This window comes from Moritella sp. 28 (genome assembly GCF_018219435.1).
Taxonomy (GTDB): Bacteria; Pseudomonadota; Gammaproteobacteria; order Enterobacterales; family Moritellaceae; genus Moritella.
The window spans coordinates 4,198,700-4,219,642 of the sequence record NZ_CP056121.1 but is presented as its reverse complement, the minus strand read 5'-3'; the positions used below and the strand labels follow the sequence as shown (position 1 = coordinate 4,219,642).

The following is a 20,943-nucleotide window of genomic DNA, read 5'->3' as shown; positions in this document are numbered from 1 at the left end:
TTACGATTATGGGTAAAATCATTGGTATCGATTTAGGTACAACTAACTCTTGTGTATCAATCTTAGATGGCGACACTGCTCGCGTAATCGAGAATGCTGAAGGTGATCGTACTACTCCGTCAATCATCGCTTATAGTGCAGATGGTGAAACTTTAGTTGGTCAGCCTGCAAAACGCCAAGCTGTAACGAACCCTGAAAACACGTTGTTTGCAATCAAACGTATGATCGGCCGTCGTTTTGAAGATGAAGAGATTCAACGTGATATCGAAATCATGCCTTTCAACATTGTGAAAGCTGATAATGGTGATGCATGGGTTGAAGCTAAAGGCGAAAAAATGGCTCCGCCACAAGTTTCTGCTGAAGTTTTGAAAAAAATGAAGAAAACGGCTGAAGACTACTTAGGCGAAGCAGTAACAGAAGCAGTAATCACTGTTCCTGCATACTTTAACGATTCACAACGTCAAGCAACGAAAGATGCTGGTCGTATTGCTGGTCTTGATGTTAAACGTATCATCAACGAACCAACTGCTGCTGCATTCGCATATGGCGTAAACACAGCTAAAGGCGACAGCGTTGTTGCTGTATACGACCTTGGTGGTGGTACATTCGATATCTCTATCATCGAAATCGATGAGCTAGATGGCGAAAAAACATTTGAAGTATTAGCGACTAACGGTGATACACACTTAGGTGGTGAAGATTTTGATACACGCCTAATCAACTACCTAGTAGCAGAATTCAAAAAAGAACAAAACTTTGACCTAACAAACGATCCGCTAGCAATGCAACGTCTAAAAGAAGCTGCAGAAAAAGCGAAAATCGAACTCTCTTCAGCATCACAAACTGATGTAAACCTACCTTACATCACTGCTGATGCGTCAGGTCCTAAGCACCTTAACATCAAAGTTACTCGTGCTAAATTAGAGTCACTAGTAGAAGATCTAGTTAAAGCAACAATGGAACCACTACGTATTGCATTACAAGATGCAGACCTAGCTGTTGGCGACATTAACGACATCATCCTAGTTGGTGGTCAAACTCGTATGCCTATGGTACAAGCGGCTGTTACTGAATTCTTCGGTAAAGAAGCGCGTAAAGACGTTAACCCTGATGAAGCTGTAGCTATGGGTGCTGCGATTCAAGGTGCGGTACTTTCTGGTGACAAAACAGACGTACTACTACTAGACGTTACACCTCTATCTCTGGGTATTGAGACTATGGGTGGTGTTATGACTAAGCTTATCGAGAAAAACACAACTATCCCGACTAAAGCGTCACAAACATTCTCAACAGCTGAAGATAACCAAGCTGCTGTAACTGTTCACGCAATCCAAGGTGAGCGTAAACGTGCTGCAGACAACAACTCACTAGGTCAATTCAACCTAGAAGGTATCCGTCCTGCACAACGTGGTATTCCACAAATTGAAGTTACTTTCGATATCGATGCTGATGGTATTTTACACGTATCTGCAACTGATAAAGATACGGGTAAAGAACAAAAAATCACAATTCAAGCGTCTTCAGGTCTTTCTGATGAAGAAGTAGAAGCAATGGTACGTGATGCTGAAGCAAATTCTGCAGAAGATGCTAAATTCGAAGAGCTAGTACAAGCACGTAACCAAGCTGATGCAATGGTTCACGGTACGCGTAAGCAAATCGAAGAAGCTGGCGAAGCACTACCTGCTGATGAAAAAGAAAAAATTGAAGCAGCTATTGTTGAGTTAGAAACAGCAATTAAAGGCGACGACAAAGAAGCGATTGAAGCGAAAACTCAAACGTTAATGGAAGCGGCTCAAAAATTGATGGAAATTGCTCAACAGCAAGCTCAAGCACAACAAGCTGGCGCTGAAGCTGGTGCAGAACAACCACAAGAGAAAGACGTTGCTGGTGATGTTGTTGATGCTGAGTTCGAAGAAGTGAAAAACGACAAAAAATAATAACGCCTAAGTTATTAGTTTTTAAATAGCAAAGGCGTTGGTGCTTCATCAACGCCTTTCGTGTATCTAAATTATTCCAATTTAAGCTGATTATTATGTCAAAACGCGATTATTACGAAGTGCTAGGCGTATCACGCGACGCTAGCGAAAAAGATGTTAAAAAGGCCTATAAACGCCTTGCAATGAAATTTCACCCTGATAGAACGAAGGGTGATAAAGCGATGGAAGAGCAATTTAAAGAAGTTAAAGAAGCTTATGAAGTGCTAAATGATGCACAGAAAAAAGCGGCTTATGACCAATATGGACATGCAGGTGTAAATCAACAAGGCGGACACGGTGGTCAAGGTGACTTCGGTGATATCTTTGGCGATGTATTTGGTGACATCTTTGGCGGTGGCGGTGGCCGAGGTCGTCAACAGCGAGCTGCACGTGGTAGTGATCTGCGTTATAACATGGAACTTACGCTTGAAGAAGCGGTTCGTGGCGTAAGCAAAACGATTCGTATCCCAAGCCAATGTCACTGTGAAGTGTGTAATGGTTCAGGCGCTAAGTCAGGCAGTAAAGCAACAACTTGTAGTACTTGTCATGGCCAAGGTCAAGTTCAAATGCGTCAAGGTTTCTTTGCGGTAAACCAAGCATGCCCAACTTGTCATGGTAAAGGTAAAATCATTAAAGATCCTTGCCGTAAGTGTCATGGTGAAGGCCGTTACGAACGTAGCAAAGATTTAAAAGTAACAATCCCAGCGGGTGTTGATACTGGCGATCGTATTCGTTTAACTGGTGAAGGCGAAGCGGGCGATATGGGTGCCCCATCCGGTGATCTGTATGTGCAAGTTAGTGTGCGTCAACACGCGATCTTTGAGCGTGACGGTAGCAACCTATACTGTGAAGTGCCAATTAGCTTCACACATGCCGGTATCGGTGGCGAAATTGAAGTACCGACTTTAGATGGTCGTGTTAAATTAAAAGTACCTGCTGAAACGCAAACTGGTCGCATGTTCCGTTTACGTGGTAAAGGCGTTAAGTCAGTACGTGGTGGCGCAACAGGTGATTTACTGTGTAAAGTAATACTTGAAACACCAGTTAAGTTAAACGCAGAACAAAAAGACTTACTACAACAGTTTGAAGCATCATTAAATAATGCGTCAGCAAAGAAACATAAGCCTAAATCAGAAGGTTTCTTTGACGGTGTTAAAAGCTTCTTTGATGATTTAACGAAGTAATTAAACTAGGTTATAACGTTTAATCATTCTAAAGCCGCAATTATTATTGCGGCTTTATTTTATCCACTATTATTTTATAGTCTCGACTCAATCGCTCTTGATAGCATAAGCACTGCGTAAAAATGCTTGGGTTAGCTGCTGATATATTGTGTCTATACTTGGGCGCTCTTGAATATGTTCAAACAAACAAGTGTGCGCACTCGCCTTCACTAATGGTGTTTTACCTAGGATGCCATAACAAAGATTGACCGGTTTAATTAATTCATCGAGCAGTACATCAATTAATATAAATGCTTGCGCCAGAACGATCTTACGGCCGCCTTTTTTTAATATGACACGCTGCGCAGTACCAATAATTTTTCGGCCATTAATATTTAAATTGTAATCACCATCGCAATAAGAAAAGGGGGTTGCAGCCGCTCCACTTTCTAATCCATATTGGGACAAAAAGTCATTTAGCACAGAGCACAGGTTTTCATAAGCGGAAACTGTAGAATAAGGTGTTTTTTCTGGCCAAATATAGATGTGGGATAAGTTGATGATGCCGGGGGATTGAGGAACTGGCGCGCCTCCAGTTTGTCTTGATAATAACTGCCAATATTGTTCTGCGAGCGCTTGTTTTAGCGTACTCGATTCAGGCCATTTATTCCCCGCCGGTAATACCAGTGTTGGTGTCTTTGCTTGCCATAACATTAAACATTGCTCTAATTCATCCTGCTTTATTTGAGTAATTAATTGTGCTTCTTTAGCAAAAGCATGATCGATATTGATACTGTTAAAACGGATGAATTTATTTTTAGGCGACGGCATTTTAAAGTCTATAGTTGGGTTGTTATGTTACTTTAAGCTTTATCTTCTGTAACTACAAACCCTTAAGTTGGCGCAATATCGATTAACAGCCCTTGATTTCATTTTGTTATCCAGTGTTTCTGGTTACAGCAGATATAATAAATTGTTGATGTGTGATTGATTATTTAGATATAACGCTGCCTATTCGTATGAAATTGATTACACTTTCATTATTAAATGGAAAATATTATATTATCAGTTATTTAGCTGTTATTTAACGGTTATGGGGGTTAAATGTATTACGGTTTTGACATTGGCGGTACCAAGATAGAATTTTCGGTATATAACACAGCACTTGAATGTGTTTTTAATGAGCGGATCCCCGCACCTACCGAAGATTATGAAGAATTACTAGATGCACTCGATACTTTTATTTTTAAAGCCGATAAGAAGTTCGATTGCAAAGGACTCGTCGGGATTGGTTATCCTGGGGTAATGGATCCTGACACGAATACATTAATTTGTTCTAATTTACCTAGCTTACATGGGCAGGATTTGCAGTCTGATTTGAAGAAACGTATTAGTCGTGATGTAAAAGTGCAAAATGACGCGAATTGTTTCGCGTTATCGGAGTGTTATAAAGGAGCGGCTGAAGACGCAGGTATTGCCATTGCAGTGACTTTAGGTACAGGCTTAGGTGGTGCGATCTGCATTAATAAAACAATCTTGTCAGGGCACAATTTTGGTGCTGGTGAATTTGGTCATATGGCTATCCCGGGTACGATGCTGCAGCGTTATCCTGAACTACCTGTCACCCACTGTGGTTGTGGTGGACATTCTTGTTTGGAAACCTATTGTTCAGGCACTGGCCTTGCTGCGTTATACAAGCATTACAAAATTCATATGAATGGCTCGTGTAATGAAGAGCAAGCATTAAAGGGGCCAGATATTATTGCTGCTTACGAAGCTAATGAAATGGTTGCCGTTAAAACTGTGACTGTGTTTTTAGATATTTTAGCTGCGGCGCTCGGGAGTCTGATTATGGCTCTCGATCCTAATGTTGTGGTATTCGGTGGCGGTTTAGCCCGTTTTGAAGCTTTGTATTCTAAACTACCTGAAAAAATGGCAGCTTATGTATTTAGTAATATGAAGTTACCTGCATTAAAACAAGCTGAATTTGGTGGTGAAGGTGGCGTGCGTGGTGCGGCACTGTTGAACTATAAATAAGCCTTCTAGCGTTTATCACGTGCTAAATATTGTTTAAGGGATAAAATTTTTATTTATTCCCTTGTTTTTAAAAAAATCGCCCATATCTAATTATTTAAGCAACACAGTCACTGTGTTTATCATTAAGAATTATGGAAGTTTAATTATGTCTGAATTTGCAACAAGTGAACAAAAAGGTAGTTACGGTATTGGTCTACAAATGGGCCAACAGCTTGCTGCTAACCCATTCGAAGGTCTAGACATTTCAGCGGTTCAAGTTGGTCTTGCAGATGCGTTCGCTGGTGCAGAAAGCAAAGTTAGTAACGAAGAGCTAAACCAAGCTTTCCAACTAATCCATGAAAAATTAGAAGCTGAAAAAGCTGAAAAATCAAAAATCTTTGCTGCTGAAGGTGAAAAATTCCTAACTGCAAACGCAGAGCGTGAAGAAGTAACTGTAACTGAATCTGGTCTACAGTACGAAGTTATCGCACGTGGCGACATCGAGCAAAAACCAACTGCAGAATCAACTGTACGTGTTCATTACCATGGCATGCTAACTGACGGTACTGTATTTGACAGCTCTGTTGAACGTGGTCAACCTGCTGAATTCCCAGTTGGCGGCGTTATCGCTGGTTGGACTGAAGCACTACAACTAATGAACGTTGGTGATAAATTCAAACTATCTATCCCACACAACCTAGCTTATGGCGAACAGGGCGCAGGCGCTGCAATCGGTCCATTCCAAGCACTAGTATTTGAAGTAGAACTATTAGACATCGTTTAATCAGTCTTATTACAGACTAGCTAAACGCCTTGTTCATAGCGATATGAGTAAGGCGTTTTTTTATGTCTAAAATATGCTTTTAGTTCATTCGTTGGTGTTACATTTTCATGAACTTTGCTATTTATATAGTCTTGAAACCTTAAATTGGCACTACCTATAAGGGGATAAATTGGTGGCGCAATTAATATAGTTGCTGCTGAGTCATTATTATTTAGGTAAGATGTTTTTGATTTAGATCAATTTATGGATGATGAGTAATGGCAACGTATAACGATTTTAACTGGAAATATGCATTAGTATTTTTAATTGTATTTTTAACAATACCGACTATACACCTATGGGCTGGCCTATTTGGTATCTTCGGTTGATTGCTAATATTCAGCATAATAAAACCCGCATTCTAGCAAATAGGATAGCGGGTTTTTTTATGCCTAAAATAAAGGATAGCAATTCCGTAAATAGCCGAATATTTATTTAATGTAATTGGTATAAGTTAGCATTGTTGATGTGTTTCTAGGAGTGCTATCATCAGAGTACTTTAACTATTTGATTAATGATAAACACAGGGAGAAGTCTAGATGGGACAAGCAGTAAGAATCGCGGTGATGGGTTGTAATGGTCGCATGGGCCGCACGATTTTAGAAGCCATTCAAGATAGTGATGGCGCTGCCGTTGTTGGTGCAGCAATCGAACGTCCTGAGTGTAGCTTCTTAGGTGCTGATGTTGGCGAGTTAGCGGGTCTTGGTTCACTGGGTGTTAAAGTCGTTAGTAGCCTTGCTGATGTTGTTAATGACTTTGATGTGATTGTCGATTTTACGACGACCGAAGCGACATTGAATCATCTTAAGTTTGCTGTTGGGAACGACAAGAAAATAGTCATTGGCACAACGGGCTTTAGTGATGAACAAAAACAACAAATCCATGATGCCGGTAATACGACAGGTGTGGTATTTGCACCAAACATGAGTGTTGGTGTTAATGTGATGTTTAAACTGTTAGAAATGGCGGCCAAGGTCATGGGTGACTACACTGACATTGAGATCATTGAAGGTCATCACCGTTATAAAGTGGATGCACCGTCTGGTACTGCATTGGGTATGGGCGAAGTAATTGCTGATACATTAGGTCGTGACTTGAAAAAAGTAGCTGTGTATGGCCGCGAAGGTCATACCGGTGAGCGTGATCGCGAAACTATTGGTTTTTCTACTATTCGTGCGGGTGACTTAGTGGGTGAGCATACTGCTATGTTTGCTGATATCGGCGAACGTATTGAAATTACACATAAAGCATCAAGTCGTATGACCTTTGCAAAAGGTGCTATACGTGCATCAGCGTGGGTATTTTCCCAAGATCAAGGCTTGTATACAATGCAAGATGTGCTTGATCTTAAATCTTAAATTCAAAATCGTAAAATAAAATAGTTGCGTAACATTTATTTTTTCTGTATTATGCGCGGAATTTGCCAAAATTTAGTAATTCAGAGGTTGTTTTTTTAGTCTCGAATTACTATGCTGTGTGACAGCCTGGGGTAAATAGTTGATTTATTTTATTATTTTTCTATCTATTTTTTGGAGGTTGTCTTGAGTAATATCGCCTTGTTGGTGTTGGAAGACGGAACAGTTTTCCGTGGTGTGTCTATCGGTGCAGAAGGTCATTCGGTAGGTGAAGTGGTTTTTAATACTTCAATGACTGGTTATCAAGAAATATTAACCGATCCTTCCTATTCTCGCCAAATCGTTACTCTTACTTACCCACATATCGGAAACACCGGTACAAATGATGAAGATGCAGAGTCTTCAGATGTCCATGCTTGTGGACTAATCATTCGAGATCTTCCGCTAATCACTTCTAACTTCCGTAATCAACAATCACTCACTGACTATTTAAAAGAACGTAATGTTGTTGGTATCGCTGATATTGATACACGTAAACTTACACGTATCTTACGTGAAAAAGGTGCGCAAGCGGGTTGTATCATCGCAGGTGAAAACTTAGATGAAACACACGCATTGGAACTTGCTAAAGCTTTCCCTGGCTTAAAAGGCATGGATTTAGCGAAAGAAGTGACCGTTAAAGAATCATACGAATGGAACCAGGGTAGCTGGACATTAATGGGTGGTTTACCTGCTGATGCTACAGACTCTCGCTTCCACGTAGTTGCTTATGATTATGGTGTTAAGCGCAATATCTTACGTATGTTAGTTGATCGCGGCTGCCGTCTAACGGTTGTACCTGCACAAACGCCTGCGAAAGACGTACTCGCGTTAAATCCGGATGGTGTGTTCTTATCAAACGGCCCTGGTGATCCAGAACCGTGTGATTATGCAATCACAGCAATTAAAGAAATTTTGACTACAGATATTCCTGTATTTGGTATTTGTTTAGGCCACCAATTACTTGCATTAGCAAGTGGTGCTAAAACATTAAAAATGAAGTTCGGTCATCACGGTGCTAACCACCCTGTAAAAGACATGGAACGTGACGTAGTAATGATTACGGCGCAAAACCATGGTTTCGCGGTAGATCAAACAACGTTACCGGAAAATCTAGTAATGACGCACAAGTCATTATTTGATGACTCTTTACAAGGTATTCATCGTACTGATAAAGCCGCATTTAGCTTCCAGGGTCACCCTGAAGCAAGTCCTGGTCCACACGATGCAGCTCCTCTTTTCGATCACTTCATCGAATTGATGGAAAAAAGCAAAGCCTAAGCCTAAGTCTGATACCTAGTAGAGAATTGAACTATGCCAAAACGTAATGATATAAAAAGTATTCTAATCTTGGGCGCTGGTCCTATCGTAATCGGTCAAGCGTGTGAGTTTGACTATTCCGGTGCTCAAGCTTGTAAAGCGCTTCGTGAAGAAGGCTACCGAGTTATTCTAGTTAACTCAAATCCAGCTACAATTATGACTGACCCAGAAATGGCGGATGCGACTTACATCGAGCCGATCCATTGGGAAGTTGTACGTAACATCATCGAAAAAGAACGTCCAGATGCGGTATTACCGACTATGGGTGGTCAGACGGCATTAAACTGTGCGCTTGAATTAGAAAGCAACGGTGTTTTAGCTGAATTTGGTGTTGAGCTAATCGGTGCAACAGCAGATGCAATCGATAAAGCGGAAGACCGTAGCCGTTTTGATAAAGCAATGAAAGCAATTGGTCTTGAAACTCCTCGTGCTGGTATTGCTCACACAATCGAAGAAGCAAAAGGTGTACTGGCTGAAGTTGGTTTCCCATGTATTATTCGTCCATCATTCACTATGGGTGGTACGGGTGGCGGTATCGCTTATAACATGGAAGAGTTCATCGACATTTGTACGTTAGGTTTAGACCTTTCTCCAACAACAGAATTACTGATCGATGAATCATTAATCGGTTGGAAAGAATACGAAACTGAAGTTGTACGTGATAAAAATGACAACTGCATCATCGTATGTACAATTGAAAACTTTGACCCAATGGGCATCCACACAGGTGACTCAATCACGGTTGCACCAGCACAAACATTAACGGATAAAGAATACCAAATCATGCGTAATGCATCGATGGCTGTTCTACGTGAAATTGGTGTTGAAACTGGTGGTTCAAACGTACAATTTGGTATCAACCCTGTTGATGGCCGTATGGTTATCATCGAGATGAATCCTCGTGTATCTCGTTCATCAGCACTTGCATCAAAAGCAACGGGCTTCCCAATTGCTAAAATTGCTGCAAAACTAGCTGTAGGTTACACACTAGACGAATTATCGAATGACATTACTGGTGGTGCTACGCCTGCATCATTCGAACCAACACTTGATTACGTAGTTACTAAGCTTCCACGTTTTAACTTCGAAAAATTTGCAGGTTCAAATGACCGTCTAACGACGCAGATGAAGTCTGTGGGTGAAGTAATGGCGATTGGTCGTAACTTCCAAGAATCATTGCAAAAAGCATTACGTGGTTTAGAGATCGGCAAGAACGGTTTTGACCCAGAAGTAAACCTAAACGATGATACTGCAGCAGCTAAAATTCGTCAGGAATTAACCGAAGCGGGCGCAGAGCGTATTTTCTATATTGCTGATGCATTCCGTAGTGGCATGTCTCGTGATGACATCTATGATATTACACGTGTTGACCATTGGTTCCTCGTGCAAATTGAAGACATCATTAACGCTGAAGCAAACGTAAGTAAACTGGGTCTGTCTGGTTTAGACGAAACACTATTACGTCAACTTAAACGTAAAGGTTTCTCTGATTTACGTCTGTCTAAACTTGCTGGTGTAAGTGAAAATGAAGTACGCAAATTACGTCACCGTTTAGAAATCTTACCGGTTTACAAGCGTGTTGATACTTGTGCAGCTGAATTCTCAAGCGACACTGCTTACATGTACTCTTCATATGATGAAGAGTGTGAAGCAGCACCAACAGACAACGATAAGATCATGATCATCGGTGGCGGTCCTAACCGTATTGGTCAAGGTATCGAATTTGATTACTGCTGTGTACACGCTGCATTAGCAATGCGTGAAGATGGCTACGAAACTATCATGGTTAACTGTAACCCTGAAACGGTTTCAACAGATTATGACACATCAGACCGTCTATACTTCGAGCCTATTACATTAGAAGATGTATTAGAAATCGTTCGTGTTGAAAAACCTAAAGGCGTTATTGTTCAGTATGGTGGTCAAACGCCACTTAAACTGGCGCGTGATTTAGAAGCGGCTGGCGTGCCAATCATTGGTACATCACCGGATGCAATTGACCGTTCAGAAGATCGTGAGCGTTTCCAACAAGCTGTTGACCGTCTAGGTTTATTACAGCCTGAAAATGATACTGTAACAACGACTGAACAAGCAGTTATCTCTGCTGAAGCAATCGGTTACCCACTCGTAGTACGTCCTTCGTATGTACTAGGTGGTCGTGCAATGGAAATCGTATATGACGAAATCGATTTACGTCGTTACTTCAAAGAAGCGGTGAGTGTTTCTAACGAATCACCAGTATTACTAGACCGTTTCCTAGATAACGCAATCGAGCTTGACGTAGATGCAATCTGTGATGGTAAAGATGTAGTTATCGGCGGCATCATGGAGCATATCGAACAAGCAGGTGTTCACTCAGGTGACTCAGGTTGTTCATTACCTCCTTATTCATTAAGTCCTGAAATTCTTGATGTTATGCGTGGTCAAGTACGTGCATTAGCATTAGAGCTAGGCGTTATCGGTCTGATGAATACGCAGTTCGCTGTTAAAGATAATGAAGTTTACCTTATCGAAGTTAACCCGCGTGCTGCTCGTACTGTTCCTTTTGTTTCAAAAGCAACAGGTGTACAACTTGCAAAAGTTGCTGCTCGAGTAATGGCTGGCCAAACTTTAGTTGAACTGGGTTTCACTGAAGAAGTTATCCCACCATACTACTCTGTTAAAGAAGTAGTACTACCATTTGCTAAGTTCCCAGGTTCAGACCCGTTATTAGGCCCTGAAATGCGTTCTACTGGTGAAGTTATGGGTGTGGGTGATACATTCGCTGAAGCTTATGCTAAAGCACAGCTTGGTGCTTCTGCAGAAGTTGCTAAGACTGGTCGTGCGCTTATCTCTGTTCGTAACGGTGATAAAGCCCGCGCAGCTGACCTAGCGAAGCAATTAATTGCACTTGGTTTTGAAATCGATGCGACTCACGGTACTGCTGTTGCACTAGGTGAAGAAGGTATTAATCTTCGTCTAGTTAACAAGGTACATGAAGGTCGTCCTCATATTCTTGACCGTATCAAAAATGGCGAATACAGCTACATCATTAATACGACTGAAGGTCGTGTTGCGATTGAAGATTCTCGTCAATTACGTGCAGCGGCTTTACGTTATAAAGTTAACTACACAACAACAATGAATGCTGCATTTGCAACGTGCCAAGCGCACTCTGCGGATGACCGTGGTACAGTTCGCTCAGTACAAGAGCTACATAAGCGTATCAAATAAGTAAGTATTTATAGTTAATAAAAAACCTCGCAACTTCAGTTATAACGAAGTGCGAGTTTTTTTTATATCTGCAATTTTATATTCAAAAACAGCTAACGATTAATAACCGTTATTACAGTTCAAATTCCAACTCAATGAATGTGCAGCCCTTCGCACAACTTACCCCTGTTTTAGAGTCATCATTTTTGTTCTTTGGAGGTAATAACTTTAACGCTTGCTGACAAACTGGGCATAAAACAGTTTTTCCAAGACATACTTTTTTGATGGTATTACGCTGTTCATGGAACGATTTTGAACTGCTTTTGTTGATCGCTGAAAAATCTATTTTTAACATAATAACTCTTTAATTGTACGTGCTTTTTATTTATTGTGACTGGTAGAATTACACCTGTTGTTTACTTGTTTATGGCTCTGAGTTTAATCAAAGGGAACAAGTAATCAGTGTGGGCATACTCAATAATTACTGAACATTTTACCTGTTTATTGGAAAAAAAGTATCAGTGATTGCATTTTATTATAAGGTTAGTGTCATCATACTATGAGGTAAATAAAGCGAACGATGACGAAACAATGTAAATGTAAGTTACAAGGACTGACCTTAATCGAGTTACTTGTAGCGCTGGCAATACTGATTATATTGATGGCGAGTAGTGCGCCTTCATATCGTGCATTGGTGAATAAAAATAAAATATGTCATCTCACAAGACAATTAGTTGAAGCCTTAAATGTCACTCGACAATTATCAATAGTGCGGGAGTTACCACATTATTTTACCGTACAGGTAAACAACTCACTTATTACTGCCGTTGAACTATGCTGGATCATCAGTCAATTAGAAAACTGTGATTGCTTTACATCGAGCGCGTTATGTCAGTCTCAATATGGCCAAGTTAGCGCCGTAAAAAGTGGTATTGAGATCGTAACTAATCGACCTAATTTATCTTTTTCACCATTATTTGGTATGACTAATGGTGCCAGCTATCAACTTTCATTAGGTCGTTTTTCTACTAAGGTAATTGTGAGTACTCAGGGACGTATTCGAGTTTGCATGGATCGTGGAGAGAGTGCTATTTATGCACCTTGTTAAATCATTATTACCTTACCGCGTTCATCACGCTGGATTTGTGCTCATCGAAACAATGATTTCGATTGTATTAGTCGGCGTTATATCGATTGGATTTTATAGTTTATTCACTACACATGAAGTGCAAAAGAATCGGGCTGAACAATATTATCTTGTGCAGCAGGAAGCTAAAAATGTATTGCTTATTATGCAGCGAGAGCTAAGCCGAGCGGGTTATAATCTCAATAGCGAAGCGGCGAACTCTTTTATTTACAGTAATGATCAAGTATATAATTTGAACGCTAGAAAAGATTGCATTTTGTACCGTTATGATCGCAATGAAGATGGTGTTTTTAGTGGTGAAAACTTTGGGTTTAGGCTACACAATGGTGGGATACAGTTACGTAAAGGCAGTGAGGTTAGCTGTGAGGGTGGCTTAGGTTGGGAGATGATTTCTGACACTGCTAGTATCGATGTGACCTTATTACAATTTACAATTGCTCAGCAATATACGTTACCGCAAAGAGTGGAAAGCTATGTCACGATTGCGTTAAATATACGCCATCGTCATTTAGTGGATATTGAGCTTAATTTTTTTCGAAATAGCAGTGCGAGGGCTTTGCTATAGTGCGCGATAAACAATCTTCATGTTTCGCTGTTCATGGTTTCGCTTTACTATCGATGACGCTCATTATCGTCTTTATTATGATCAGTGGTAGTTTATCGTTTGCCCATCTTCAGCAACAGCGGATTCAACGGAACCAACTCCACCTTAATTATTTAAAAGCGAGAATCACAGCAGTAAATAAGTTAGATTTATTTTATATCGTTCTCTACGAGTCTCCTGAATTACTTGCTTTGGTAGCCCCCTGTACTAACTTAGCATTAGAGAGTCGTCAGGCCGTTATACCTAATGACATGATGCGTGAATTTATGCTATCAGAGCGGTTTTATTTATGCGCTGAACAGGAAGGTATTTTCAATGTGTTACTCGAAATACCATTCAATAGTACTGAGCGGCTGATGGTGCAGCGCAAACTCATTACGACATCAACACCTTGGGTTTGGCTACCCAATTCTTTATTCGGATTTTAAATGCGGCTTAAACGATATTTGGCACAGCAAGGAGGAAGCTTACTTGAAGTGATGATTAGCTTATTTATTCTATCACTGCCTGTATTTGGCATGACTGCGCTAAAGTTAACTCAGGCCCAAATTATATTGAAGCAATCACAATATACAACTGCATGGGCATTAATGGAGTTCAAGTTGAATGAACTCCATTATTTAGCTGGTTCGATTGCTGAATTTAATACGTTGAGTTCTAATATCGGAGGTAATTTAGCTGCGGGGAACATTCACTATGATCAACATAAATTTAATTTAACGTGGCAAGTAAGCGTTATAACAACTAAAACTACATTAAGCCTACTGAAAGAGGTTGTCGTTAAAGTTAATTGGATTGATAAAGCGAATACGCCCTATACCATTAGTAGTATGACGATACTGAATCAGGGCCTGATAGTGAGATAAAACATAGCAGCACAAGTGTTGTGAACTATAATTTACGTTAAACTCAATATTTATTGTTATTTTGTGATGAATTACCAATGTTTTATATTATCTTTTCCATTTAATTTGATATTATCCTGCCTTTATTGGTGTTTATGGATATTTAGGACGTGATATGGGTAGTAAAGTAGCAGGGCTTCTTCAACTGAGTTTGGTTAAGCAGATCATAATTAGTATTATTGCAGGTATCGCGTTAGCGTATGCAGCTCCTGAGATTGCTATAGAAGCAAGTTTATTTGGCGGATTGTTTGTTAGTGCGCTAAAAGCGATCGCACCTTTATTAGTATTTGTATTAGTTATCTCCGCGATAGCCAATCAAGAAGCGAATACCAATGCTAATATGCGCCCTGTTGTTATCTTGTATCTACTTGGCACCTTTGCTGCTGCGCTTGTCGCAGTTAGTTTAAGTTTCTTATTCCCTGTTCAGTTAGCCTTAATGACTGAAGGTGCAACGAATGCGGCACCAAGTAATATCACCGAAGTATTACGCAACCTGATTTATAAAGTGGTTGATAATCCAATTAATGCAATTGTTACCAGTAACTTTATTGGTGTATTAACTTGGGGTATTGGTTTTGGTGTTGCCTTGAAGCATGCATCATCGACGACCAAACAAGTGATCGGTGATATTGCTGGCGGTGTGTCTAAGATCGTGCATGTGGTGATCCGATTTGCACCGCTAGGTATTTTTGGTTTAGTGGCATCAACATTTGCGACCGTTGGTTTTTCTGCAATGGCAAGTTATACTCACTTGCTAGCGGTATTACTGGGTTCAATGGCTATTGTTGCATTAGTGATTAATCCGGCTATTTTATTTTTCATGTCACGTCAAAATCCGTACCCGCTTATTTTTCAGTGTTTACGTGAAAGTGGTATTACGGCGTTCTTCACGCGTTCATCTGCAGCCAATATTCCGGTAAATATGGAGTTGTGTAAAAAATTAAACTTACATAAAGATACTTACTCTGTTGCTATCCCGCTTGGTGCAACGATTAACATGGGCGGTGCGGCTATCACTATCACAGTACTGACTTTAGCGGCAGTTAATACCTTAGGTATTGCGGTTGATTTACCAACTGCCTTACTCTTAAGTATCATTGCGGCTATTTCTGCATGTGGCGCTTCTGGTGTTGCAGGTGGTTCATTATTGCTGATCCCATTAGCTTGTAGCTTATTTGGTATCGAGAACGATATTGCTATGCAAGTGGTTGCAACGGGCTTCATTATCGGTGTATTGCAAGACTCGGCAGAAACCGCGTTGAACAGCTCAACGGATGTGGTATTTACTGCTGCAGTAAGCCACGCTCATGCAAGAAAAACAGACGTATAAAATAGGTTACTAATCTGATTCACTTTGTGAGAACAGTATATCTATAATAAAGCAGCCAGTTAATGATAACTGGCTGCTTTTTTTTGATTAAATTTAACCTGACTCTTGTTATGCGGGTGTTATACTCATTTAAAATTCTAAGAACCGAAGTAGCAATAGATTAAAACATTAATCATCGGTTTAATGTGTAAATGTAGATTTTTGTATAGATATCGGCGAAAAGGAATAGACAAATGTTTGACTTTAGAAGTGATACAGTCACTCAGCCAACGGCAGAAATGCGCAGAGCCATGGCTACCGCCGTTGTCGGTGATGATGTTTATGGCGATGATCCAACGGTAAACAAGCTGGAAGAAATGGCTGCAGATCGTTATGGATTTGATGCTGCAATCTTTTGTTCGTCAGGCACGCAAGCGAACTTATTAGCTATCATGGCGCATTGTCAGCGTGGTGATGAATATATTTGTGGCCAAAATGCCCATAATTATCGTTGGGAAGGTGGCGGTGCGGCTGTGTTAGCTAGTGTACAACCACAACCTATTGCCAACGAGGCCGATGGCACGATCAGTCTACAAGCGATCCGTGACAATATTAAACCAGATGATAATCACCATGCTAAAACCAAATTATTATCATTAGAAAATACTATTGGTGGTAAAGTTTTACCCCTTGAGTATTTAGCCCAAGCACAAGCGTTAGCATTTGATCATGGATTACGCATTCACCTTGATGGTGCGCGTGTTTTTAATGCTGCGGTTAAACTGAATGTCGATGCAAGTGAGATCACCCAATATTTTGATTCTGCATCTATCTGTTTATCGAAAGGACTTGCTGCACCGGTTGGTTCATTATTACTTGGTTCTGAATCATTAATTCGCAGTGCAAGACGCTGGCGGAAGATGTTGGGTGGCGGTATGCGTCAAGCGGGTATTCTTGCCGCTGCAGGTATTTTAGCCTTAGATGAGCAAATTGATAAGTTAGCGATTGATCATGAAAACACACAATATTTAGCGGAACAATTATTGACACTGCCTGAGTTCACTTTTGATTTAGACAGTGTGCAAACCAACATGATATTTACTCAGTATTCCGGTAAAGATGGCAAAGCATTATCGGCATACTTACGCACTAAAGGCATCATTATTAGTGCGGGTTCAGCGATTCGTTTTGCTGTACACCAAGATATTACAGTCGACGCAATCGACTTATTAATTGCAGAGATCAAGCATTTTAATGCAATGTAAACCTAAGTCTTATTTCACATAAATAAGGCAGATATATACCCAAGCATCTTGAAGTAGTTTGGGTATAACTATAATTATTATAATAAAGGTAGTGTCGGAGTTATCATGTCAGATAAAACAACAGCAGTAGCAAAGAAGCAAAAATTGAAATTAGATAAATCGAGAATACCGACAGGTAGTTTGGTTTTACGTACTTTGGCAATGCCTGCTGATACCAATGCAAATGGTGATATTTTTGGTGGCTGGATCATGTCTCAAATGGATATTGCTGGCGGTATTTTAGCGAAGGAAATTGCACAGGGCAGGGTGGCCACTATTTCTGTCGATGGGATGACATTTCATCAACCGGTCGCGGTTGGTGATGTGGTTTGTTGTTATGGTACATGTTCTCGTATTGGTAATTCATCGATGACAATAAAGTTAGAAATTTGGGTTAAACCTGTGATTAATGCGCCGAAATTTAACTATCGTTATATTGTTACCGAAGCTACATTTACCTATGTTGCGATTGATGACAATGGTAAGTCTCGCCGTATCGAGCGTACTTGTGCTGTCGAATAATTGATATCAAGAATAATACTTGATATATAAGCGGAATATTTTTTTGATAAATATTCTGCTACTTCCTGCATTCTACTTCCTACCTTAATTGCTAAATAAAATGCGTTAGACTCTATTTGATATCGACGATTAATTCATCGAGTAAGCTAGCTACTAAACATTGAGTTTTCAGCATAAAAACAATTGAAGTAAACTTATTAACAATAGAGTCTGATAATTATTATCTGGTCTGACCTTGTTTGGTTTTATCGTATTTTATTACTATTCTAGGAATGTCACTGTTTTTTTTAATAATTGCCTTTCAAAAGTGGAATTCCAGACTAACCTTATTTCTACTGAATTATTTTGTAATAACAATTTGTTTCTAGTTAGTTCTATAGTTGTTGCTAGGTATGTTTAATTTGTAAGCGTGGTTTCATGTGGAGAGACTCGCTTGGGGAGATAGAAAAATGGAATTATCTAACGAGTCGAATGCACTAGACGTATACATGTATCAAGTAAACCGAAGCAGTAAATTATTAACTAAAGAAGAAGAATATGAAACGGCGGTTGCTTCTCATGAAGGTGATGTAAAAGCCAGACAACGTATGATCCAATCGAATTTACGCCTAGTGATTAATATTGCCAAACGTTACCAGCATACTTCATTACCGTTAGTTGATATTATCCAAGAAGGGAATACTGGACTGATCCACGCGGTCGAAAAATTCGATGCAACTAAAGGTTTTCGTTTTTCCACTTATGCCGTTTGGTGGATCAAGAATAATATTGAACGCTTTATTATGAACCAGTCACGGACTATCCGTGTACCAATTCATATTGGGAAAGTATATAAACGCATTTTAAAAACCGCACGTGAACAAGAATTAGACTTGCAATGTAACCATGATGTGATGGCATTGGCAGAAATACTGGAAATGCAACACACACAAGTTACTGAAGTGTTATCCTATTATTTCAATGAAGCAAGTTTAGATAAAACGATCGTCACTGATCGTGATTCAAGTACCGCTTTGGTTGATATGCTAGAAGATTATTCTATTTGCAAACCGAACGATGAACTCGAAGATGCTGACACTTTATGTTATTTGGATGAAGTGCTAGGCCATTTATCTGAGCGTGATAGAAAAATCATTGAATTGAGATTCGGATTAGGTGAAGAAGATCCACTGACTCTACATGTTATCGGCGAACGTCTATCCATGTCGAGAGAACGAATTCGCCAAATTATTAATTTTAGTTTACAGAAAATTCAGCCTGAGTTACTGCAAAATACAGTACAAAAACAAGATTATCTTAATTAAATAATCACCTTGCTGCTCACTAATTTTCTGTGTATATAAAAAGGAATATATTTTCAGCTATTATCGTTATCTTTAGTTTTTTTCTTTAGATTATGATAGCTTAGCCGAGTATATTCCTTCGTCATTTTAGCCCGTCCAGTTGTTACGACAGGTAGCATACTGCACTCTTTCATACATATGAGATATCAATGAGCACAACAAACCGTCCTCTGTATTTACCCTACGCTGGCTCTGCACTATTAGAAACCCCTTTATTAAATAAAGGTAGTGGTTTTAGTGCAATTGAGCGCCTAAGTTTCAACCTTACGGGCTTAATTCCCCCGATGGTTGAGTCTATTCAAGAACAATCTGAACGTGCTTATAAGCAGTTTTCAGGTTTTGAGAGTGCGATGGATAAACACGTTTATTTACGTAATATCCAAGATACCAATGAAACACTATTTTACCGTTTAGTTGATAATCATCTTGAAGAGATGATGCCAATTATTTATACGCCAACCGTTGGTGCCGCGTGTCAGCAGTTCTCAGATATTTACCGCCGTGCTCGTGGTTTATTTATCTCTTACCCTGAACGTGAAAACATCGATGATATTTTACATAATGTGAATAAACAGAATGTAAAAGTTATCGTAGTAACGGATGGTGAGCGTATTCTTGGTTTAGGTGACCAAGGTATCGGTGGAATGGGGATCCCCATTGGTAAGTTATCGCTATATACTTCATGTGGTGGTATTAGCCCCGCTAACTGTTTACCAATTGTGCTTGATGTTGGTACTAACAATGAAAATCGTTTACAAGATCCAATGTACATGGGCTGGCGCAAGCCGCGTATCGATCAAGACAAATATAATGAGTTCTTAGACTTATTTATTGATGCAGTCAAACGCCGCTGGCCAAATGTGTTATTGCAGTTTGAAGATTTTGCACAACAAAATGCAATGCCATTATTACAACGTTATAAAGATGAAATTTGTTGTTTCAATGATGATATCCAAGGCACTGCTGCCGTTACATTAGGTAGCTTAATGGCTGCTTGTCGCGCTGCGAAAACCAAACTAAGTGAACAGAAAGTTACCTTCTTAGGTGCGGGTTCTGCAGGTTGTGGCATTGCCGAACAAATCGTTGCCCAAATGAAGTCTGAAGGTCTTTCTGATGGTCAAGCGCGTGCACGTGTATTCATGGTTGACCGTTTTGGTGTACTCACAGACAAAATGCCAAATCTACTCGATTTCCAGCAGAAACTTGTACAGCATCAAGGTTTACGTGACGAGTGGGAAATTGACAGTGATGTGATCTCACTACTCGACGTGATGACACATGCTAAACCATCTATTCTAATTGGTGTATCTGGGCAGCCGGGCCTGTTTACTGAGCAAGTCATTAAAACCATGGCTGCAAATACTGAGCGTCCGATTATATTCCCGTTAAGTAACCCGACATCACGAGTTGAAGCTACGCCACAAGATCTTATCCGCTGGACAGAAGGTCGAGCATTAGTAGCAACTGGTAGCCCGTTCCCAGCGGTAAGTTATGGTGATGAATTGATCACTATTGCACAGTGTAACAATAGCTACATTTTTCCAGGTATAGGTTTAGGTGTGCTGGCTGCAAAAGCGACGCGTGTAACAAATGCAATGTTAATGGCGGCAAGTCGTGCATTAGCAGATTGTTCACCGTTAGGTCGTGATGGTGAAGGTCCATTATTACCGCCACTAACGGACATTCATTCGGTAAGTAAAGAGATTGCTTTCTGGGTAGCTAAAACAGCACAACTGCAAGGTGTAGCTCTGCAGACTTCTGATGAAGCGATCCGTAACAAGATTGAAAAGAACTTCTGGTTACCAGAGTATCGTGAATATAAGCGTGTTGCTAACTAGTTAATACCCCTGAATATGCAATGCATATAGGTATTCTATACTGATGTTAAAAAAAACCAGCTACTTTAGCTGGTTTTTTTTATCAGG

18 protein-coding genes are annotated in these 20,943 nt (G+C 40.0%); 16 read left to right on the top strand and 2 right to left on the bottom strand.

From position 1 onward, the window contains the following. Positions 1 to 8: 8 nt before the first annotated feature. Positions 9 to 1,937 (top strand): molecular chaperone DnaK, encoded by a 1,929-nt coding sequence (gene dnaK, locus HWV02_RS18630; protein ID WP_211689139.1) that lies wholly within the window; start codon positions 9 to 11, stop codon positions 1,935 to 1,937. Positions 1,938 to 2,032: 95 nt separating this feature from the next. After that, positions 2,033 to 3,160: a molecular chaperone DnaJ gene (gene dnaJ, locus HWV02_RS18625; protein WP_211677211.1), complete on the top strand. Its 1,128-nt coding sequence runs from the start codon at positions 2,033 to 2,035 to the stop codon at positions 3,158 to 3,160. A gap of 87 nt (positions 3,161 to 3,247) precedes the next feature. On the opposite strand, the gene HWV02_RS18620 is transcribed toward dnaJ, so the two are convergent. Then, positions 3,248 to 3,970, bottom strand: coding sequence for a lipoate--protein ligase (locus HWV02_RS18620; RefSeq protein WP_211689138.1), 723 nt, complete (start codon positions 3,968 to 3,970; stop codon positions 3,248 to 3,250). Between the two features lie 273 nt (positions 3,971 to 4,243). On the opposite strand from HWV02_RS18620, the gene HWV02_RS18615 reads away from it, so the two are divergent. The 5 genes from HWV02_RS18615 to carB all read left to right on the top strand — a co-directional run bounded on the left by HWV02_RS18615 (position 4,244) and on the right by carB (position 11,905). Beyond that, on the top strand, positions 4,244 to 5,176 hold the full coding sequence (locus tag HWV02_RS18615; protein ID WP_211689137.1) for an ROK family protein: 933 nt from the start codon (positions 4,244 to 4,246) through the stop codon (positions 5,174 to 5,176). Positions 5,177 to 5,321: 145 nt separating this feature from the next. Further along, positions 5,322 to 5,939: an FKBP-type peptidyl-prolyl cis-trans isomerase gene (locus HWV02_RS18610; protein WP_211689136.1), complete on the top strand. Its 618-nt coding sequence runs from the start codon at positions 5,322 to 5,324 to the stop codon at positions 5,937 to 5,939. Positions 5,940 to 6,517: 578 nt separating this feature from the next. Next, entirely contained in the window at positions 6,518 to 7,336 is an 819-nt protein-coding gene (dapB, locus tag HWV02_RS18605; protein ID WP_211689135.1) for a 4-hydroxy-tetrahydrodipicolinate reductase, read from the top strand. 171 nt (positions 7,337 to 7,507) lie between these two features. Further along, positions 7,508 to 8,653, top strand: a complete 1,146-nt coding sequence (gene carA, locus HWV02_RS18600; RefSeq protein ID WP_211677204.1) for a glutamine-hydrolyzing carbamoyl-phosphate synthase small subunit — start codon at positions 7,508 to 7,510, stop codon at positions 8,651 to 8,653. A 33-nt stretch (positions 8,654 to 8,686) separates the two neighbouring features. Beyond that, complete coding sequence (gene carB, locus HWV02_RS18595) at positions 8,687 to 11,905, top strand: carbamoyl-phosphate synthase large subunit (RefSeq protein WP_211677202.1); 3,219 nt, start codon at positions 8,687 to 8,689, stop codon at positions 11,903 to 11,905. Between the two features lie 112 nt (positions 11,906 to 12,017). Here the strand turns inward: carB and HWV02_RS18590 are convergent, their stop codons facing one another. Further along, on the bottom strand, positions 12,018 to 12,239 hold the full coding sequence (locus tag HWV02_RS18590; protein WP_211672886.1) for a hypothetical protein: 222 nt from the start codon (positions 12,237 to 12,239) through the stop codon (positions 12,018 to 12,020). Between the two features lie 225 nt (positions 12,240 to 12,464). Between HWV02_RS18590 and HWV02_RS18585 the strand changes: the two genes are divergently transcribed. From HWV02_RS18585 to HWV02_RS18545, 9 genes are all read left to right on the top strand, one after another. Then, positions 12,465 to 12,992 carry a Tfp pilus assembly protein FimT/FimU gene (locus tag HWV02_RS18585; RefSeq protein ID WP_211677195.1) on the top strand — a complete coding sequence of 176 codons (528 nt, stop codon included), beginning with the start codon at positions 12,465 to 12,467 and terminating at the stop codon, positions 12,990 to 12,992. Beyond that, the gene (locus HWV02_RS18580; protein WP_255546914.1) at positions 12,979 to 13,596 is read left to right on the top strand and encodes a prepilin-type N-terminal cleavage/methylation domain-containing protein; all 618 of its coding nucleotides are present in this window, start codon (positions 12,979 to 12,981) and stop codon (positions 13,594 to 13,596) included. Before HWV02_RS18585 ends, HWV02_RS18580 begins: the two co-directional genes overlap by 14 nt. Next, on the top strand, positions 13,596 to 14,063 hold the full coding sequence (locus HWV02_RS18575) for a hypothetical protein (RefSeq protein ID WP_255546913.1): 468 nt from the start codon (positions 13,596 to 13,598) through the stop codon (positions 14,061 to 14,063). Before HWV02_RS18580 ends, HWV02_RS18575 begins: the two co-directional genes overlap by 1 nt. After that, positions 14,064 to 14,501: a hypothetical protein gene (locus HWV02_RS18570; protein ID WP_211677194.1), complete on the top strand. Its 438-nt coding sequence runs from the start codon at positions 14,064 to 14,066 to the stop codon at positions 14,499 to 14,501. A gap of 154 nt (positions 14,502 to 14,655) precedes the next feature. Next, positions 14,656 to 15,870: a serine/threonine transporter SstT gene (gene sstT / locus HWV02_RS18565; protein WP_211677193.1), complete on the top strand. Its 1,215-nt coding sequence runs from the start codon at positions 14,656 to 14,658 to the stop codon at positions 15,868 to 15,870. Positions 15,871 to 16,103: 233 nt separating this feature from the next. Then, positions 16,104 to 17,114: a low-specificity L-threonine aldolase gene (gene ltaE, locus HWV02_RS18560; RefSeq protein ID WP_211689134.1), complete on the top strand. Its 1,011-nt coding sequence runs from the start codon at positions 16,104 to 16,106 to the stop codon at positions 17,112 to 17,114. Positions 17,115 to 17,219: 105 nt separating this feature from the next. Then, complete coding sequence (gene yciA / locus HWV02_RS18555; RefSeq protein WP_211677189.1) at positions 17,220 to 17,675, top strand: acyl-CoA thioester hydrolase YciA; 456 nt, start codon at positions 17,220 to 17,222, stop codon at positions 17,673 to 17,675. Between the two features lie 449 nt (positions 17,676 to 18,124). After that, positions 18,125 to 18,979, top strand: coding sequence for an RNA polymerase sigma factor RpoD/SigA (locus HWV02_RS18550; RefSeq protein WP_067046371.1), 855 nt, complete (start codon positions 18,125 to 18,127; stop codon positions 18,977 to 18,979). Between the two features lie 188 nt (positions 18,980 to 19,167). Next, positions 19,168 to 20,856: an NAD-dependent malic enzyme gene (locus tag HWV02_RS18545; RefSeq protein WP_211689133.1), complete on the top strand. Its 1,689-nt coding sequence runs from the start codon at positions 19,168 to 19,170 to the stop codon at positions 20,854 to 20,856. The last annotated feature ends 87 nt before the right edge of the window (positions 20,857 to 20,943 follow it).

Bases quoted from the DNA above. Each gene is read 5' to 3' on its own strand.
- dnaK (WP_211689139.1), top strand. From the start codon at position 9: ATGGGTAAAATCATTGGTATCGATTTAGGTACAACTAACTCTTGTGTA.
- dnaJ (WP_211677211.1), top strand. From the start codon at position 2,033: ATGTCAAAACGCGATTATTACGAAGTGCTAGGCGTATCACGCGACGCT.
- HWV02_RS18620 (WP_211689138.1), bottom strand. From the start codon at position 3,970: ATGCCGTCGCCTAAAAATAAATTCATCCGTTTTAACAGTATCAATATC.
- HWV02_RS18615 (WP_211689137.1), top strand. From the start codon at position 4,244: ATGTATTACGGTTTTGACATTGGCGGTACCAAGATAGAATTTTCGGTA.
- HWV02_RS18610 (WP_211689136.1), top strand. From the start codon at position 5,322: ATGTCTGAATTTGCAACAAGTGAACAAAAAGGTAGTTACGGTATTGGT.
- dapB (WP_211689135.1), top strand. From the start codon at position 6,518: ATGGGACAAGCAGTAAGAATCGCGGTGATGGGTTGTAATGGTCGCATG.
- carB (WP_211677202.1), top strand. From the start codon at position 8,687: ATGCCAAAACGTAATGATATAAAAAGTATTCTAATCTTGGGCGCTGGT.
- HWV02_RS18590 (WP_211672886.1), bottom strand. From the start codon at position 12,239: ATGTTAAAAATAGATTTTTCAGCGATCAACAAAAGCAGTTCAAAATCG.
- HWV02_RS18585 (WP_211677195.1), top strand. From the start codon at position 12,465: ATGACGAAACAATGTAAATGTAAGTTACAAGGACTGACCTTAATCGAG.
- HWV02_RS18580 (WP_255546914.1), top strand. From the start codon at position 12,979: ATGCACCTTGTTAAATCATTATTACCTTACCGCGTTCATCACGCTGGA.
- HWV02_RS18570 (WP_211677194.1), top strand. From the start codon at position 14,064: ATGCGGCTTAAACGATATTTGGCACAGCAAGGAGGAAGCTTACTTGAA.
- sstT (WP_211677193.1), top strand. From the start codon at position 14,656: ATGGGTAGTAAAGTAGCAGGGCTTCTTCAACTGAGTTTGGTTAAGCAG.
- ltaE (WP_211689134.1), top strand. From the start codon at position 16,104: ATGTTTGACTTTAGAAGTGATACAGTCACTCAGCCAACGGCAGAAATG.
- yciA (WP_211677189.1), top strand. From the start codon at position 17,220: ATGTCAGATAAAACAACAGCAGTAGCAAAGAAGCAAAAATTGAAATTA.
- HWV02_RS18550 (WP_067046371.1), top strand. From the start codon at position 18,125: ATGGAATTATCTAACGAGTCGAATGCACTAGACGTATACATGTATCAA.
- HWV02_RS18545 (WP_211689133.1), top strand. From the start codon at position 19,168: ATGAGCACAACAAACCGTCCTCTGTATTTACCCTACGCTGGCTCTGCA.